Origin of the sequence: Peterkaempfera griseoplana, assembly GCF_001418575.1 — a bacterium.
In the GTDB taxonomy this organism is placed as follows: Bacteria; Actinomycetota; Actinomycetes; order Streptomycetales; family Streptomycetaceae; genus Peterkaempfera; species Peterkaempfera griseoplana.
Genome location: NZ_LIQR01000729.1, coordinates 1 through 1,263 on the forward strand (window position 1 = coordinate 1; position 1,263 = coordinate 1,263).

The following is a 1,263-nucleotide window of genomic DNA, read 5'->3' on the forward strand; positions in this document are numbered from 1 at the left end:
GCCAGGGCCCGGCCGCGGTGCTCCACCCGCAGGCCGTACGCCTCCACGGGGTGGGCCACCGGCGCGGCGGTGATCCTCAGCGGTCCCAGCTCGAAGGACCCCGGGGTGAGGGTGCGGAAGTCGAAGACCTCCTTCATGCCCGGTTGCTCGTCCATGTCGTAGGCGCGGGCCAGCCGCTCGGCGGTGCCCTGCGGTCCGTAGACGGGCAGCGGGTCGGGGCAGCCGCCGATGCGGTAGTTGCGGGCCACCCAGTAGGCGCACATGTCGATGCAGTGGTCGGCGTGCAGATGGCTCAGCAGGACCGCGTCCACGTCGTACAGGCCGCAGTACTTCTGCAGTGCGCCGAGGGCGCCGTTGCCCAGGTCGATCACGACCCGGAAGCCGTCGGCTTCCAGCAGGTAGGACGAGCAGGGCGAGTCGGGTGACGGGAAACTGCCCGAACACCCCACCACGGTCAGGTCCATACCGCGCCCCTCCGCACCGGCTCGGACCGGCCGGGCGGCGTCCCTGCCGGTGCTGCTGTCATCGCGAGTCGTGGTCGAGAGTAAGGGCGGGGCGGCACTCTGCCCCCGCCCACGTGCCGCGTTGTGTCCGGAATCACCAGGACGAGCGGTCGGCGCGGGTGGGCCGGTCACATCTTTCGGCTGCCCGGCCGGTGGCGGCTCCACTCCCGGACGGTGTCCGGGTACCAGCGGGGACGTCCGGCGGAGTCCACCATGTCCGGCTCCGGGAGGATGCCGTGGCGGCGGTAGGAACGGACCGTCTCCGGGCGTACGCCGATATGGCGGGCGATCTCCTGGTAGGACCACAGCTCCGGGCCCTCGCCGCTGCGGCTCATGGGCACCACCTCCACCGGCAGGGTGGGGCGCCCCGACGGGCCCGGGCGTCCGGACAGGCCGCTGTGTCCGTTCTGTAACGGTACGGGGGCATTGCCACAGGCGGGGAGGCGGAGCGGGCAGGGGGCCCGGCCGCCCCGGCGCGGGGCGGCCGGCCGCGGGGGCCGGCGGACCCCCGGTGGTGGTGCGGGCGGTCAGGCCCAGAGCTGGCCCTGGAGGGCCTCCACCGCGGCCTCGGTGGTCGGGGCGGTGTAGATGCCGGTGGAGAGATACTTCCAGCCGCCGTCGGCGACCACGAAGACGATGTCGGCCCGCTCGCCGGCCCGGGCGGCCTTGCGGCCGACACCGATCGCGGCGTGCAGGATGGCGCCGGTGGAGACGCCCGCGAAGATGCCCTCCGACTGCAGCAGCTCACGGGTGCGGACCA

2 protein-coding genes and 1 pseudogene are annotated in these 1,263 nt (G+C 73.8%); all 3 read right to left on the bottom strand.

Going from position 1 to position 1,263, the window contains the following annotated elements; translation table 11 throughout:
• Window positions 1-464 (bottom strand): MBL fold metallo-hydrolase (locus AOK09_RS36090; RefSeq protein ID WP_157876189.1); only part of this gene is annotated, 464 nt, incomplete at its 3' end.
• A gap of 167 nt (window positions 465-631) precedes the next feature.
• Window positions 632-838, bottom strand: coding sequence for a MerR family transcriptional regulator (locus AOK09_RS36095; protein WP_055591397.1), 207 nt, complete (start codon window positions 836-838; stop codon window positions 632-634).
• Window positions 839-1,030: 192 nt separating this feature from the next.
• A pseudogene (gene cysM, locus AOK09_RS36100) lies at window positions 1,031-1,263 on the bottom strand (cysteine synthase B); the annotation flags it as partial.

Bases quoted from the DNA above. Each gene is read 5' to 3' on its own strand.
- AOK09_RS36095 (WP_055591397.1), bottom strand. From the start codon at position 838: ATGAGCCGCAGCGGCGAGGGCCCGGAGCTGTGGTCCTACCAGGAGATC.